The sequence below is a fragment of the Actinomycetota bacterium genome (genome assembly GCA_016700055.1).
Classification (GTDB): Bacteria; Actinomycetota; Acidimicrobiia; order Acidimicrobiales; family Ilumatobacteraceae; genus Kalu-18.
This window is the reverse complement of record CP064997.1, coordinates 682,169-696,362: the sequence shown is the minus strand read 5'-3', so window position 1 is coordinate 696,362 and position 14,194 is coordinate 682,169. Positions and strand designations below refer to the sequence as shown.

Sequence of the window (14,194 nt, the reverse complement as noted above, 5' to 3'; positions counted from 1 at the left end):
GGGACCGTTGGTAGCCTGCCGGCCTGCGAGTTGAGCCCGTTTCCTCTCGCTCCGCGCCCCGAGGAACCAGATGATCCGCCTCGAGAACGTCTCGAAGATCTACAACAACGAGGTCACCGCGCTTCGTGACGCGAGCTTCGACATCCCGAAGGGCGAGTTCGTGTTCCTCGTCGGTCCCTCGGGCTCGGGCAAGTCCACCCTGCTGCGGGTGATGAACCGCCAGGAGCGCCCCGAGAAGGGCACGGTGTGGGTCGCCGGGCGCAACGTCAACGAGATGCCGGACTCGAAGGTGCCCTACTTGCGCCGCAACATCGGCAACATCTTCCAGGACTACAAGCTGTTGACGAACAAGACCGTCTCGGAGAACGTCGCCTTCGCGCTGGAGGTGATCGGCAAGCCCAAGCACGTCATCCGCCAACAGGTACCGGCGGTGCTCGAGCTGGTCGGCCTCGCGGGCAAGGGCGAACGCTTTCCTCACCAGCTCTCGGGCGGCGAGCAGCAGCGTGTCTCGATCGCCCGCGCGTTCGTTAACCGGCCGCTCATCCTGCTCGCCGACGAGCCCACCGGGAACCTCGACCCGAGCACCGGCGAGGGGATCATGCGCCTGCTCGACCGCATCGGCAAGACCGGCACCACCGTGGTGATGGCCACCCACGACCAGCGGATCGTGAACATGATGCGCCGCCGGGTGATCCAGCTCGACAGAGGGATCATCGTGCGTGACCAGGCCAGAGGGGTGTACGACTGATGCTGTCCAGGATCAGCTATGCGCTGCGCGAGACGTGGGCGAGCTTCCAGCGCAACGTCACGCTCACCGCGGCCGCGATCGTCACCTCCGCGGTGTCGCTGCTGCTCGTCGGCGCGACGTTCCTGATCCAGAAGGGGTTCGACAACCTCCTCACCCGTTGGAAGGGCGACGTCGAGCTGATCGTGTTCGTTCGCCCCGACGCGACGTCCGACCAGATCGCGCTGATCGAGGAGTCGTTGCGTTCGCAACCGTCGATCATCGACGTCGAACAGCTCCGCTTCCTCGACCAGCAGGAGAGCTACGAGGAGGCCCAGAAGCTGCTCGCCGGCGATCCGGGCACGCTGCGGCTGATCACGCCGCAGAACATCCCGTCGCAGTTCAAGGTGGTGCCGATCACCGACGATGCCGACCTGTTGCGCGGCCTAGGCGAGCAGTTCCGCGAGTTACCGGGGGTCTACGACGTCGCGTACGCGCAAGACGTGTTCGACGTCGTCTCCCGTGTCTCCCGATTCATCAGGGTGGTGACGTCGGTGATGTCGGTGGTGCTGCTCTCGGTTGCCATCGGGCTCATCTGGAACACGATCCGCACGGCGATGTTCGCCCGCCGCCGCGAGATCGAGGTGATGAAGCTGGTCGGCGCGACCAACTGGTTCATCCGCATCCCGTTCATGCTCGAAGGCCTGTTGCAGGGCCTGATCGGCGGTGTCCTCGCGTGTCTCGGGCTGTGGGGGCTCAACTCCGCGTGGACCGGTGCGGTGCGTGACTTCAACGACACCGAGCTGGCCGCCCTCGTCGTCACCTCCGGCTACGAGCGCTACGTGATGGTGCTGCTGCTCGTGATCGGTGCTGCCGCAGGAGCCATCGGGTCGGGCATCGCCGCCTCCCGCTTCCTCGACGTCTGAGCACCTCGCTTAGGGTCCGGGAATGGAGTACACCGAGATCGACTACTCCGTCGCCGATGGCGTCGCGACGATCACGCTCGACCGCCCGGAGCACCTCAACGCGTTCACGACGACGATGATGCGCGAGACGATCGACGCGTTCGACCAGGTCGATGCCGACGACGCGGTCCGCGCGGTCGTCGTCACCGGGCGGGGCAGGGGGTTCTGCGCCGGGGCCGACCTGTCCGCCGGCGGCGACACGTTCGCTCACGGCGGCAGCGATGTGCAGAGCGAGGCCCGCGTGACGCGCGACGGCGGTGGGCTCCTGACGCTGCGCATCTTCAGATGCCTGAAGCCGGTGATCGCCGCGGTCAACGGGCCTGCGGTCGGTGTCGGGGCCACGATGACGCTGCCGATGGACATCCGGCTCGCCTCGCACACCGCCAAGTTCGGGTTCGTGTTCGCCCGCCGGGGAATCGTGCCCGAGGCTTGTTCGAGCTGGTTCCTGCCCCGCGTCGTCGGCATCTCCCGGGCAGCGGAGTGGTGCTACACCGGCCGGGTCTTCCCTGCGACGGAGGCGCTCGAAGCCGGACTGGTGCGCAGCACACACGCCCCCGACGAGCTGCTCCCCGCTGCGCTCCAGATCGCCGCCGAGATCGCCACCCATACGGCGCCGGTCTCGGTGTCGCTCACCCGTCAGATGCTCTGGCGGATGCTCGGCGCGTCGCATCCGATGGATGCGCACCGCGTCGACTCCCGGGCGATCAACGTGCGCGGCGCGAGCGCGGACGCCCGCGAGGGCGTGCTGTCGTTCCTCGAGAAGAGGCCTGCGTCGTTCCCGATGAAGGTGAGCGACGGCCTGCCCGACGTGTTCCCCGACTGGACCGAGCCCAAGTTCTCCTGAGCCGTCGTCAGGAGAACACCACCGTCTTGCGCCCGTAGACGAGCACGCGGTGCTCGAGGTGAGTACGGACCGCACGCGCGAGCACGATCGTCTCCAGGTCGCGCCCCTTGCGGGTGAGCTCGGCCACGGAGTCGCGGTGCGAGACGCGCACCACCTCTTGCTCCAGGATCGGCCCTTCGTCGAGGTCTTCGGTGACGTAGTGCGCCGTGGCCCCGATCAGCTTCACCCCGCGGTCGTGCGCCTGGCGATAGGGATTCGCCCCGACGAAGGCGGGCAGGAACGAATGGTGGATGTTGATCATCCGGTTCGGATACGCGGCGACGAACGCGGGGGAGAGGATCTGCATGTAGCGAGCGAGCACGACGAGGTCTGCTCCTCGCGCGGCGAGCTCGTCGAGGATGCGCCGCTCTTGGTCCGCCTTCGTGGCGGGCCGTACCGGCAGGTGGATGTAGGGAACGCCGACGTGCTCGCAGAAGTCGGCGTGGTCGGGATGGTTGTCGACGACGGCGACGATGTCGGCGGGCAGCTCGCCGGTACGCCAGCGGGTCAACATGTCGTACAGGCAATGCGGCTGGCGGCTGGCCAGCAGGGCCATCTTCGGTCGTTCGTCGCTGAACCTGAGCTGCACGTGCATCCCGAACCGGGTGGCGACGGGGGAGAACGCCGGCTCGATCTCGCTGCGGGCCAGCGCGAAGCCGTCGAGGTCGAACTCGACGCGCTGGAAGAAGACCCGCTCCACGTCGTCGATGTGCTGCTCGGCATGGAGGATGTTCCCCGCGTGGCGGACGATGAAGTCCGCGACGGCGGCGACGACGCCGCGCTGGTCGGGGCACGACAGGAGCAGGACCGCGGAAGCCGCCACGTCAGAAGTACCAGGGGTAAGGCGACCAGTCGGGGTCGCGCTTCTCGAGGAACGACGCCCTGCCTTCGGCGGCCTCGTCGGTCATGTACGCGAGTCGCGTCGCCTCGCCCGCGAAGACCTGCTGGCCGACCAGCCCGTCGTCGATCAGGTTGAACGCGAACTTCAACATCCGCTGGGCGGTGGGGCTCTTCGCGTTCACCATCGCCGCCCACTCGAGAGCGACGCGCTCGAGCTCGGCGTGGGCCACGACGGCGTTGACCATGCCCATGCGCTGGGCGTCCTCGGCGGTGTACTCGCGGCCGAGGAAGAACACCTCACGCGCGAACTTCTGGCCCACCTGTCGAGCCAGGTAGGCCGAGCCGAACCCGCCGTCGAAGCTGGCCACGTCGGCATCGGTCTGCTTGAAGCGCGCGTGCTCACGGCTGGCGATGGTCAAGTCGCAGACCACGTGCAGGCTGTGCCCCCCGCCGGCCGCCCAGCCCGGCACCACGGCGACGACCACCTTCGGCATGAACCGGATCAGGCGCTGCACTTCGAGGATGTGCAGCCTGCCCGAGCGCCCGTGATCGATCGTCTCGGCCGTGTCGCCTTCGGCGTAGCGGTAGCCGTCGCGCCCGCGGATGCGCTGGTCGCCGCCGCTGCAGAAGGCCCAGCCGCCGTCTCGGGGAGATGGCCCGTTGCCGGTGAGCAGCACGCAGCCGACATCGGTGCTCTGCCGCGCGTGGTCGAGCGCCGTGAACAGCTCGTCGACGGTGCGCGGCCGGAACGCGTTGCGCACCTCGGGCCGGTCGAAGGCGATCCGCACCGTGCCGTGATCGCGCGCCCTGTGGTAGGTGATGTCGTCGAACGACTCGAAACCGGGCACCTGCTGCCACGCCTCGGGGTCGAACAGCTCGGACACGGTCGGTGCGGGCTCTGCAGGGGATACGGGCACGCCCCCCATTGTGCCCGGCCGCGAGCGCGACCCGGGGGGTTCGGGGACGAAGGGGTGACGACACAACCGGCGCGTGGGTCGCTACTTTTGGTGGTCTCCCCGAACAGGTAGGTCTGGTCGATGTCCGGTCGGAAAGCGATTCTCGCCACGCTCTGCGTCCTGCTCGGCATCTCGGCCGCGGGGTGCTCTTCTGGCGCGTCGGGTGCCGGCCAGTCCGACTCGACGCACGCCGGCTCCGCACCCGAGCGCCCGACGGCGTCGGGCTCACCGACGAGCCGGGCGACGACCACCACCACCGTCGCCCGAGCCACCACCACTTCTGCGCCGACCACCACGGTCGCACCGACGACGACGGCTGCCCCGACGACGACTGCCCCGACGACCACGGTCGCGCCGGCGCCCTCCGCCGACGGACTGAGCCCGCTCCAGCCGCCGCTTGGCGCGATCGGGGCCGCCGACGGCGACGAGGCGGCCCGCGTGCAGCAACGCCTGCTCGACCTCGGGTTCTGGGTCGCCGCCGTCGACGGCGACTACGGGCTCACCACTCGCCAGGGCGTGATGGCGTTCCAGAAGTACACCGGGCTCGCCCCGACCGGCGAGGTCGACGCCACCACCGCGTCGTGGCTCGGCGCAATGGTCCATCGGGTGAGGGCGCGGTCCACGTCGGGGACGCTGGTGGAGGTCGACAAGGACCGCCAGCTGCTGTTTGTCGTCGACGACGGCCACACGGTGTTGGCACTCAACACGTCGACGGGCAGCGGGCAGTACTACCGCGAGCGGAATCAGAACGACCCGAGCCGGTGGGAGACCGGGCGCTCGATCACCCGCTCGGGCCGGTTCGAGGTGTACCGCGAGCGCGAACAGGGCTGGTGGGACGGCGACCTCGGCAGCATCTACCGGCCGAAGTACTTCAGCGGCGGCATCGCCATCCACGGTTCGAACAGCATCCCGGGCTACCCGGCATCGCACGGCTGCGTACGGGTGAGCGTGCCGGCGATGGACATGATCTGGGCGTCGGGGTTGGTGCCGCGCGGCCGCGCGGTGTGGGTGTACGGCGCAGACGACGAGGCCGAGACCCCGCCACCGTCGGTGCCGGTGACGAACCCCCCGGCGACGAACCCGCCGGCGACGAACCCGCCGGCGACGGATCCGCCGCCGACGAGCCCGCCGACCCCGTCGACGACGCCGCCCACCACTGCGCCGCCGACGAGTCCGCCGCCCACAAGTGCGCCGACGACCACCCCGCCGGCGACCACCCCTCCGCCTACTACCCCGCCGCCTACTACGAGCCCATAGGCCGCGCCGCCACCCCCGCCGCTTGGTCGCCCGCATGCTCGGCGACGATGGCGAGCACCTCTGCACCCGAGAGCTCGTCGCGCTCCTCGAGCGCGTCGGCGATGGCCATCAGGGCTGCGCGGTGCTCGAGCACCACGCATCCCGCGCGATCGGCCCCCCGGCCGAGCAACGCCTCTACCTGGGAGCGGCAGCGTTCGTCGGCGACGACCTTGGCCACCAGGTTGCCTGCCGCGGGCATCGCCGCGGCGTCGAGGCTGAGCAGGCTGTCACCCCCGCCCAGTTGGCCGACGAGTTGGCAAGCGATGGTCGTGGCGAGGGCGAGGTCCGACGAGATCCCACTCGACGCCTCGCCCAGCTCCTGCGCCTCTGCCGCGCGCCCGGCGAGGGCGATGGCGATCAGGTCGTGGGCCTCGCTCGGGGTGCGCAGGTGGCGCTCCTCCGCGTCGCCGTGGGCGACGAGGCCGAGCGCGTCGGAGCGTCGCAGGATGGAGGCCACCTTGATGTCGCGTCCGGACAGCGCGGCAGCGAGGGCATGGCCGGCTTCGTGCACGGCGATCCGGCGCCGCTCGTCGGGGTGATAGCCCACGTCGTGGGCAAGGCCGACCTCGGTCGAGAGCTTGGCCTGCACGAGGTCGCCGTACTGCATCGCCCTCCGGCCGTGGCGCAGGGCGACGATCAGAGCCTCGTCGAGCAGGCGCTCGATCCTGACCGGGGTGTAGCCGGGGGTGAGGTCGGCGATCTGCGCGCCGGTCACGTCGGCGTCGTGCGCCTTGCGCGCCAGGTAGTAGTCCGCAATCTCGATCCGGTCGGCACGCGGGGGAAGGCCGAAGTGGATCACCCGGTCGAAGCGGCCAGGGCGCAGGAGTGCCGGGTCGAGGTCGTCGGCGCGGTTCGTGGCCGCGATCACCAAGATGTTCGCCGTATGCGGGCTCGGCCGCGGCAGTGCGCGATGCCGGGGGAGCAGTGCGTTCGCGGTGTCGATGACCCGGCCCCGCCAGCGCTCCCCGGTCGTCGGCATGTCGAAGCTCTGCATCTGCACGAGCAGCTCGTTGACGACGCCGACGATGCCCTCACGCATCGAGCCGCTGTTCATCCCGCTGCGCGCCCCGCCGATCGCGTCGAACTCCTCGATGAACCCGATCGCCCCTCCTTCTGCGCGTGCGGCGGAACGCAGCGACTTGAAGAACGTGCGGATCTTCCTGTTGGTCTGGCCGTAGTACATCGACTGGAACGCGCTCGCCGATACGAACAGGAACGGCACACCCGCCTCGGCAGCCATCGCCTTCGCGAGATACGTCTTGCCGGTGCCGGGCGGGCCTTCGAACAACACCCCCCGTCGGGGCGTGCCGCCGAGCTCCTCGGCGAACGTGCGGTGGTTCAAGAACAGGTTGAGGGTGTCGACCGCCTCGCGCCGCGTTGCGGCCGCGCCGACGACGTCGGCGAGACCGACGTTGGAGTCCGACGGCCGCAGCAGCACGTGCGGCGACTGTCCCGCACCGAGGAACGGCACGAGGATCAGCGCCGCGAGGATCAAGAGCAACCCGACCGGTAGCCACAAGGTGGGGTCCTCGGTGAGCCAGCGGGGTATCCCGGGACGTACGGGGTTGCCGCTCAGCTCGCGATACCAGATCCAGGCCACCGGCAGGCCGCCGGCCACGACCAGCCTCCACAGTCGGCGCTGGCGGGCGCGCTCGGCGCTCTCGTTCGCGTCGACCGCAGTTCCGCGCACGATCGTCCCCTCGTGCAGTTCGGCGATGTCCATCCACGGTCCCCTCTTCGGGACCCCTTCGGGGTCGTGTCGGGGGACCGTACCACCGATCTCACGCGGAGTGGTACCAAACTACGCTGCGTGATCTCGCCGGCACGGGTCGTGTGAGGCGTTGACGCTTCCTTGACGATGTGCTTCCTTCACGACTTAGACCCAGGGCCCGTTGCCCCCGATGCGGTCCACCTCGACCGCCACGGTCACCGCGCTCGGGGAGCGGCTCAGGTTCAGCGGATGGTCGGCGGCGCCCACGTACACCCGGCACAGCTCGTCGCACAGGTCGCGCGTGGCCGGCCCGACCACCTCGGCACGCCCGTGGATGACCAGGTGTTGCTGGTTGCCCGCGGCGTTCAACGCCTCGTCCTCGACCGACAGCACGACACGGGGGTCACGTCGCAGGTTGCGGATCTTCGCCGTCGCGGACTCGGAGCAGAACATGATCCGGTCGCCGCGCACGCCGCACCACACGACCGACACCTGGGGGGTGCCGTCGGGGCCGCGGGTGATCACGTGGGCGAGAGCGTTGGAGCCCAGCAGAGCCTGGGCGGGGGCGGGGAGCGAGCGCAGTACCGTCACGGCTTCACCTCACGCGTCGTGGAGATTCGTAGGGTGCCACAGAACGGCGCCGAGGGGAACCGTCAACCTTCACCGAGCGGGCGGAAGCGAGCCTGGAAGAACCGCAGGTACTTCGGCTCGAACGTCATCTCCAACCCGGTCACGGCCGACCGCCGGTCCCACACCTCGAGCACGGCCTCGGCGGTGACGTCCATGTGCGCCTGGGTGTAGACGCGCCGGGGCAGTGCGATGCGCACGAGCTCGAGGCGCGGCCGGCGGTGCTCGCCGGTCTCCGGGTCGCGCCCGGCCGACACGATTCCACGCTCCATCGTGCGCACCCCCGCCTCGAGATAGAACTCGCCGGCGAGGCGCTGGGCGGGGAACTCGTCCTGGGGGAGGTGCTCCAAGAACCGCGCCGCGTCGACGAACACCGCGTGGCCACCGATCGGCAAGACGATCGGCACCCCCTCGCGGTGGAGGTGGTCGCCGAGGTAGTGCACCTGGCCGATGCGCGCGTCGAGGTGCTCCTGGTGCAACGACTCGCGGATGCCGACCGCGATCGCCTCCATGTCACGCCCGGCAAGGCCGCCGTAGGTGTGCAGTCCCTCGAACACCACGCACAGGTTCCTCGCCTCCTCGAACACGTCTGCTGAGCGCACGGCGAGGAACCCGCCGATGTTGACGAGAGCGTCCTTCTTCGCGCTCATCCACGCCCCGTCGGTGTGGTCGCAGATCTCGCGCACGATGTCGGCGATCGCCACGTTCTCGTACCCCGGCTCACGGCGCTGGACGAACCATGCGTTCTCGGCGATCCGGGTGATGTCGCAGTACAAGGGGATCCCTAGGCGCTGGCACAGCGCGTACAGCGCCTTCACGTTCGCCATGCTCACCGGCTGGCCACCGGCCATGTTGACCGTCACCGCGAGGCTCACGTACGGAATGCGCTCCACGCCGTAGGTGTCGACGACCCGCTGCAGCTTGTCGAGGTCGACGTCGCCCTTGAACGGTTGCGTACCCGTCGGGTCGTGCGCCTCGTCGACGATGACGTCTACGAACGTGGCTCCGGCGAGCTCTTGGTGCAGGCGGGTGGTGGTGAAGTACATGTTGCCGGGGACGACGTCGCCGGGCTCGATCAGCACCTGGCTGACGATGTGCTCGGCGCCTCGACCCTGGTGGGTGGGCACCACGAACGGGTACCCGTACACCTCCTGCACGGCCTGTTCGAAGCGGTAGAAGCTCTCGCTCCCGGCGTAGGCCTCGTCGCCGAGCATCAAGGCGGCCCATTGCTGCTGCGACATCGCATTCGTGCCGCTGTCGGTGAGCAGGTCGATGTACACGTCGGCGCTGCGCAGCAAGAAGGTGTTCCAGCCGGCGGCATCGAGCGCCCCGGCCCGCTCCGCGCGGGTCGTCATGCGCAGCGGCTCGACCATCTTGATCTTGTAGGGCTCAGCCCACGAGTGCACCCGACCGGCCATAGGTGCGAGCGTAGGTCGCGCCAGCCTGCGATGTGGCAGGTGGCAGGTGGCTACGGTCGCGTGCATGGCCAGGCGCTCCAGTGCACTCAGGTTCGTTCTCGCGGCGGTGCTCGCCGTCACCGCTGCGGCGTGTTCCGGCGACGACGGGGGCGCGGAGTCGACCGAACCGTCGACCACCTCCGCCGACAGCGAGCCGGACACCGCGGCGCCCGACACCGCGGCGCCCGACACCGCGGCGCCCGACACGACACCGGACACGACCGACGTCTCCACCGACGACTTCCAGGCGACGATCAGGCGCACGTCCGACGGTGTGCCCCACATCGTCGCGAACGACATCGGCGGGCTGATGTTCGGGCAGGGCTGGGCGAGCGCCGAGGACTACGCGTGCACGCTCGCCGACCAGATGCTGAAGGTGCAGGGACGCCGCGCGGCGGCGCTCGGCGCGGGGGCGGACGGCGAACACGTCGAGAGCGACTTCGCGTGGCGTGCGATCGGCATCGACGCCCTTGCCCGGGAGGACTACCCGAACGCGTCCGAGGCCGTGCAGCTCGAGTTCGAGGCGTTCGCCGCCGGATGGAACGCGTCGGTCGAGTCGATCGGCGTCGACAACCTGCAGGGCTGGTGCGCCGGCGCGGAGTGGGTGACTCCGATCGCGGGCATCGACCTCTACGCGTACGCCCGCTCGATCGCGCTCGCCGCCAGCAGCGCGCAGCTCGCGCAGTACATCAGCGACGCGCAGCCACCCGGTGCCGCAGGCGCCACCTCGGACGACGGTGCAGCCGGCCCGGTGCTCGACGAGGCTGCGCCGCTCGCCAGCAACGCGTGGGCGATCGGCTCCGAGCGCAGCGCGGGCGGTGGCGGCATGTTGGTGGCCAACCCCCACTTCCCGTGGGAGGGCGAGCTGCGCTTCTGGGAGAACCACCTCACCGTGCCCGGCGAGATCGATGCCTACGGCGTGAACCTCACCGGGCTGCCGGGCCTCGGCATCGGCTTCACCGAGGGCGTGGCGTGGACGCACACGGTGAGTGCCGGCAAGCGCCTCACCGCCTACACGCTCACGTTGGCCCCCGGCGATCCGACCAGCTACGTCGTCGACGGCGAGGTGGTGCCGATGACCTCGGAGGAGTTCACCATCGACGTGCTCGGTGACGACGGGACGCTCGCCGAGGAGACCCGCACGATGTGGCGCAGCGAGTACGGCCCGATCGTCAACTTCCCCGGACTCGGCTGGACGGACTCGATCGTGCTGACGTTCCGTGACGCGAACCTCGACAACGACGAGTTCATGGAGCAGTACTCGCAGATGTTCCAGGCGAAGTCGCTCGACGACCTGATCGCCCTCCACGAGGAGTACCAGGCGGTCCCGCTGTTCAACACCATCGCGGTCGGCGCCGACGGCCGGGCGTGGTACGCCGACGTGTCGGCGACGCCGAACCTCACCGCCGAGGCCGAGGCCGCGTACGTGGCGGCCCTCGAGACCGATGCTCTCGCGCAGGTGGCGCGCGACAACGGCTTCGTCCTGCTCGACGGCTCGTTGGGGATCAACCGGTGGGAGGAGCAAGAGGGCGCCCGCGACCCCGGCCTGGTGCCGTGGTCCGAGCTGCCGATGTTGACCCGTGACGACTTCGTGTTCAACGCGAACGACAGCTTCTGGCTGGCCAACCCCGACGAGCTCGTCGAGGGCTCGTATTCGCTGCTGCACGGAGCCCAGCGCACCGAGCGCAGCTGGCGAACCAGGGAGAACGCGACGATCCTGTCCGACACCTCGGCCGAGGGGCCCTCCGGCGCGGACGGCAAGTTCACCCTCGACGAGCTCGCCGCGGCGGCGGTGCAGAACACCGGCTTCACCTCGCGGGTGCTGCTCGACGAGGTGCTCGCCAGGTGCGAGGGCAACACCGCCGCGGTCGCCGTCCCCGCGTCGGAGGACACCGAGACCGGCATCACCACGCCGGCCGCCACGGTCGACGTCTCGGAAGCATGCACGGTGCTCGGCGCGTGGGACCGCCGCTACGACGTCGACAGCAGGGGCGCGGCGCTGTGGCGCGAGGTGATGTACGCGTTCCAAGACGACGAGGGCCTGCTGTGGGTGAACCCGTTCGATCCCTCCGACCCCGTCGGCACCCCGAGCGGGATCGCACCCTTGCCCGCGGACGCTCCTGATCCCGTGCTCGTCAACCTCGGCGTCGCCGTCCAGCGTTTCACGAGCCAGGGCGTGGCCCTCGACACGCCGCTCGGCGACATGCAGTTCACCGTTCGCAGCGGTGAGCGCATCCCGATTCACGGTGGTGGCGGCATCGACGGCGTCACCAACATCGTCACCGAGAACGAGTTCTCCAGCAGCACCGAACCGCTGCCGGACATGACCGGCGAAGACGAGTCCGACTGGTTCCCGATCACCTACGGCACGAGCTTCCTGATGGTCGTCGACTTCTCCGGCGGCGAGCCGAACACGCAGGTCTTCTTGACCTACGGCAACACCGAGGACCGCGACTCGCCGCTGCTCGACGAGGCGACGACCGCCTTCTCGGAGAAGGAGTGGCGGACGGTGGCGTTCACCGAGGAGGAGATCGAGTCCGACCCCGACGTCGTGGTGACCGAGGTGTCCGGCAACGCGGGCGGTTCGTGAGCGGGAGCGACGACGGCGTAGCTCCGGCTGGTGTCTCGCTCGGCTTCTGGCAGGACTGCGACCCGCTCGAAGCGCTCGTCACCGCTCGGCTCGCCGACGAGCTCGGCTACGGCCAGATCTGGATCGGCGAGATGGCCACGTTCGACGCGTTCGCGTTGGCGGTGGCGGTGGGTTCCGGTGCGGGCCGAGCCGAGCTCGTCGTCGGGCCGCTCGCGCCGGCAGTGCGTGACCCCGCCGGGATCGCGATGGGCGTGGCCAGCGTCGCGGCGACGACCGGGCGCGCCGTGCACGTGGCGCTCGGGGCGTCGAGCCCGGTGGTGGTCGAGCACTGGCACGGCCGCGCTTACGGACGCCCGGCGGACACGCTGCGCCAGGCGGCGCGGGCGCTGCGTCCGCTGCTCGCCGGCGAACGCACTGACGGCGGCGGCTACCGACTGCGCCTGCCCTCGGTTCCGGCGGAGATCACGATCGCCGCGTTCGGACCCGCGAGCGTGCGCGTCGCCGCCGAGGAGGCTGACCGGATGGTGATCAACCTCTGCTCGGCGACCCAGGCCGCCGGATTGCGGGAGCGCCTCGAAACGTGTGCCCGGCGCGCCGGGCGGCAGCGGCCGCGCCTCGCCGCGTGGGTGCCGGCCGCCGTCGACCCGACCGCCGAGGCCATCGCCCAGCTCCGCCGGGGTGTCGTCGGCTACCTCGCCGCGCCCGGTTACGCCGACATGTTCGCCCGGGAGGGCTTCGCCGCGCTCGTCGACCGAGCCCGCCGCGGTGCGCACCCGCGTGACCTTCTCGCCGAGGTGCCCGTCGAGCTGCTCGACACGGTGTGCCTCGTCGGCGACCGGGCGGCCTGCTTGCGGCGGATGGCCGCCTACGCCGAGGCCGGTGTCGACGAGGTGGTGGTGGTGCCGGCGACGGCGGGTGACGACGGCGGCGCGCGCACGCTGGGGAACCTGCGACCCGGTCAGGGTTAGGTTGCCGGAGTGCTGATCGACGCAGTTGCCGGGGTCGGCCGCGAGGCATCGCGCCGGGCGGGAGAGATCGAGGCGCTGCGCCGCCTGCCCGACGATCTCGCCGAGGCGCTGATCGACACAGACGTGTTCAAGGCGTGCGTGCCGGCCTGCTACGGCGGCGGCGAGGTCGCGATGACCGAGCTGCTCACCGCGCTGGAGGAGCTGGCCTACCACGACGGCTCGACGGCGTGGTGCGCGATGATCGGCGCGACGACCGGGCTGACGGCGGCCTTCTTGCCCGCTGACCACGCGGCTCGCATCTACGGCGATCCCCGGGCGGCCACCGCCGGCTACGCGTTGCCTGCGGCGAAGGGGCGAGTCGTCGACGGGGGCCTCGTCGTATCCGGCCGCTGGTCGTGGGGGTCGGCCACCCAGCACTGCACGTGGATCGGCGGCGGGTGCTTCGTCGTCGACGACGCCGGCGAGCGCGTCGCGCTGGCCGACGGCACGAGGGCGCCGTTCGTCTTCTTCGAGCGTGATCAGGTCGAGCTGCTCGACACCTGGCGCGTGGCCGGGCTGCGCGGGACGGGCAGCACCGACTACGCGGTCACCGAGCAGTTCGTTCCCGAGGGGAGATGGGTGCAGCCCGGGCAGACGGCCGCGGTGGTCGACGTGCCCGCAGCGCGCTTCCCCTTTCTCGGGGCGCTCGCGCTCGGGGTGTGCTCGGTCGGGGTGGGCCTCGCCAGGCGGGCTCTCGACGAGCTGGTCGGGCTCGCGGCGAGCAAGCGTCCGGTGCAGAGCGAGAGGACGCTCGCGGAGCGTCCGGTGGTGCAGATGCAGGTCGCGCAAGCCGAAGCTGCCTGGCGCTCCGCGCGGGCCTTCGTGCGCGAGGTCGTCGACGAGGCATGGCACGAGGCCGCGGCCGGCAGGTCGCTCTCGACCGAGCACAAGCGTGCCCTGCGCCTGGCCGCCACGAACGCCGCGTGGAGATCGGCCGACGCCGTCGATCTCGCCTACCACGCGGCGGGTGGCTCCTCGATCCACGAGTCGAGCCCCCTCCAGCGCATCTTCCGCGACGTCCACGTGCTCACCCAGCACGGCATGATCGCCGAGCGCACGTTCGAGCCGCTCGGGCGCCTCGCTCTCGGCCTGCCCACCGACGCATCACAGCTCTGACCCAGCGCGGCTTGCGCGCCAA

General features: G+C 70.3%; 12 protein-coding genes. 7 read left to right on the top strand and 5 right to left on the bottom strand.

The window, feature by feature from the left end:
- Positions 1-70: 70 nt before the first annotated feature.
- From ftsE to IPM43_03370, 3 genes are read left to right on the top strand one after another with little or no spacing between them, the layout of a single operon-like run.
- On the top strand, positions 71-748 hold the full coding sequence (gene ftsE, locus IPM43_03380; protein ID QQS25434.1) for a cell division ATP-binding protein FtsE: 678 nt from the start codon (positions 71-73) through the stop codon (positions 746-748).
- Positions 748-1,650 carry an ABC transporter permease gene (locus IPM43_03375; protein QQS25433.1) on the top strand — a complete coding sequence of 301 codons (903 nt, stop codon included), beginning with the start codon at positions 748-750 and terminating at the stop codon, positions 1,648-1,650. The genes ftsE and IPM43_03375 overlap by 1 nt, the downstream gene beginning before the upstream one ends.
- Positions 1,651-1,672: 22 nt before the next feature.
- The gene (locus IPM43_03370; protein ID QQS25432.1) at positions 1,673-2,533 is read left to right on the top strand and encodes a crotonase/enoyl-CoA hydratase family protein; all 861 of its coding nucleotides are present in this window, start codon (positions 1,673-1,675) and stop codon (positions 2,531-2,533) included.
- A 7-nt stretch (positions 2,534-2,540) separates the two neighbouring features.
- Here IPM43_03370 and purU read toward each other — a convergent pair whose 3' ends face one another.
- Together purU and IPM43_03360 are read right to left on the bottom strand one after the other, a co-directional pair.
- Complete coding sequence (gene purU / locus IPM43_03365) at positions 2,541-3,395, bottom strand: formyltetrahydrofolate deformylase (protein QQS25431.1); 855 nt, start codon at positions 3,393-3,395, stop codon at positions 2,541-2,543.
- Between the two features lies 1 nt (position 3,396).
- Positions 3,397-4,338 carry a 1,4-dihydroxy-2-naphthoyl-CoA synthase gene (locus IPM43_03360; GenBank protein ID QQS25430.1) on the bottom strand — a complete coding sequence of 314 codons (942 nt, stop codon included), beginning with the start codon at positions 4,336-4,338 and terminating at the stop codon, positions 3,397-3,399.
- A 111-nt stretch (positions 4,339-4,449) separates the two neighbouring features.
- Here IPM43_03360 and IPM43_03355 point away from each other — a divergent pair, with 111 nt between their 5' ends.
- Entirely contained in the window at positions 4,450-5,625 is a 1,176-nt protein-coding gene (locus tag IPM43_03355; GenBank protein QQS25429.1) for a murein L,D-transpeptidase, read from the top strand.
- On the opposite strand, the gene IPM43_03350 is transcribed toward IPM43_03355, so the two are convergent.
- The 3 genes from IPM43_03350 to IPM43_03340 form a co-directional block, all read right to left on the bottom strand.
- Positions 5,612-7,387, bottom strand: a complete 1,776-nt coding sequence (locus IPM43_03350) for an AAA family ATPase (protein QQS25428.1) — start codon at positions 7,385-7,387, stop codon at positions 5,612-5,614. The genes IPM43_03355 and IPM43_03350 overlap by 14 nt on opposite strands.
- 153 nt (positions 7,388-7,540) lie before the next feature.
- Entirely contained in the window at positions 7,541-7,966 is a 426-nt protein-coding gene (locus tag IPM43_03345) for a PPOX class F420-dependent oxidoreductase (protein ID QQS25427.1), read from the bottom strand.
- Between the two features lie 62 nt (positions 7,967-8,028).
- Positions 8,029-9,420, bottom strand: a complete 1,392-nt coding sequence (locus tag IPM43_03340) for a tyrosine phenol-lyase (GenBank protein ID QQS25426.1) — start codon at positions 9,418-9,420, stop codon at positions 8,029-8,031.
- Positions 9,421-9,484: 64 nt separating this feature from the next.
- Between IPM43_03340 and IPM43_03335 the strand changes: the two genes are divergently transcribed.
- From IPM43_03335 to IPM43_03325, 3 genes are read left to right on the top strand one after another with little or no spacing between them, the layout of a single operon-like run.
- A complete protein-coding gene (locus tag IPM43_03335) occupies positions 9,485-12,049 on the top strand; it encodes a penicillin acylase family protein (GenBank protein ID QQS25425.1) in 2,565 nt (854 codons plus the stop codon).
- Positions 12,046-13,017 carry an LLM class F420-dependent oxidoreductase gene (locus IPM43_03330; protein ID QQS25424.1) on the top strand — a complete coding sequence of 324 codons (972 nt, stop codon included), beginning with the start codon at positions 12,046-12,048 and terminating at the stop codon, positions 13,015-13,017. Before IPM43_03335 ends, IPM43_03330 begins: the two co-directional genes overlap by 4 nt.
- Before the next feature lie 9 nt (positions 13,018-13,026).
- Positions 13,027-14,172: an acyl-CoA dehydrogenase family protein gene (locus IPM43_03325; protein QQS25423.1), complete on the top strand. Its 1,146-nt coding sequence runs from the start codon at positions 13,027-13,029 to the stop codon at positions 14,170-14,172.
- Positions 14,173-14,194 lie beyond the last annotated feature (22 nt).

Coding starts and splice junctions, on each gene's coding strand:
- ftsE (QQS25434.1), top strand. CDS start 71: ATGATCCGCCTCGAGAACGTCTCGAAGATCTACAACAACGAGGTCACC.
- IPM43_03375 (QQS25433.1), top strand. CDS start 748: ATGCTGTCCAGGATCAGCTATGCGCTGCGCGAGACGTGGGCGAGCTTC.
- IPM43_03370 (QQS25432.1), top strand. CDS start 1,673: ATGGAGTACACCGAGATCGACTACTCCGTCGCCGATGGCGTCGCGACG.
- IPM43_03360 (QQS25430.1), bottom strand. CDS start 4,338: ATGGGGGGCGTGCCCGTATCCCCTGCAGAGCCCGCACCGACCGTGTCC.
- IPM43_03355 (QQS25429.1), top strand. CDS start 4,450: ATGTCCGGTCGGAAAGCGATTCTCGCCACGCTCTGCGTCCTGCTCGGC.
- IPM43_03350 (QQS25428.1), bottom strand. CDS start 7,387: ATGGACATCGCCGAACTGCACGAGGGGACGATCGTGCGCGGAACTGCG.
- IPM43_03340 (QQS25426.1), bottom strand. CDS start 9,420: ATGGCCGGTCGGGTGCACTCGTGGGCTGAGCCCTACAAGATCAAGATG.
- IPM43_03335 (QQS25425.1), top strand. CDS start 9,485: ATGGCCAGGCGCTCCAGTGCACTCAGGTTCGTTCTCGCGGCGGTGCTC.